General features: G+C 44.3%; 1 protein-coding gene. It reads left to right on the forward strand.

The genetic code is table 11. The annotated features are described in order from the left end of the window. A partial coding sequence (locus tag DVK07_RS21705) for a helicase-related protein (RefSeq protein ID WP_255410508.1) occupies window positions 1–451 on the forward strand: 451 nt, incomplete at both ends.

Consider the following 451-nt stretch of genomic DNA (forward strand, 5'->3'; position numbering starts at 1 on the left):
ACTGATACACGACACCCACCGCAAGGTTGCTGAAGAGATAGTCGAGATTGCCGATATCGAAAACGACCTCACACTTGTATTTGCGCAGAACATTGACCACGCAAACATAATCGCTGAAGACTTTAGAGAGGTATTCCGCGATAAACTTCAGATAGAGAATCCTGAAGAGTTTGTTAAGACCATCACCAGTGAAGACCGTCATTCAGATGGTGCGCTGGCTGATTTCAAAGACAAGCGACGTACCCCTCGCGTAGCTGTTACGGTTGATATGGTTAGTACAGGTGTTGATGTACGGCCCCTAAATAACCTCATCTTCCTCAGAGCTGTAAAGTCAAGTATATTATACAACCAGATGGTTGGACGTGGGACGAGAAATACCCCTCAAAAAGAGTTCTTCCGGTTATTCGATTGTATAGGTGTGCTTGACTATCATAAAGACAATATGTTCTCG

The sequence above is a fragment of the Halorubrum sp. Atlit-26R genome (assembly GCF_003666015.1).
Lineage (GTDB): Archaea > Halobacteriota > Halobacteria > Halobacteriales > Haloferacaceae > Halorubrum.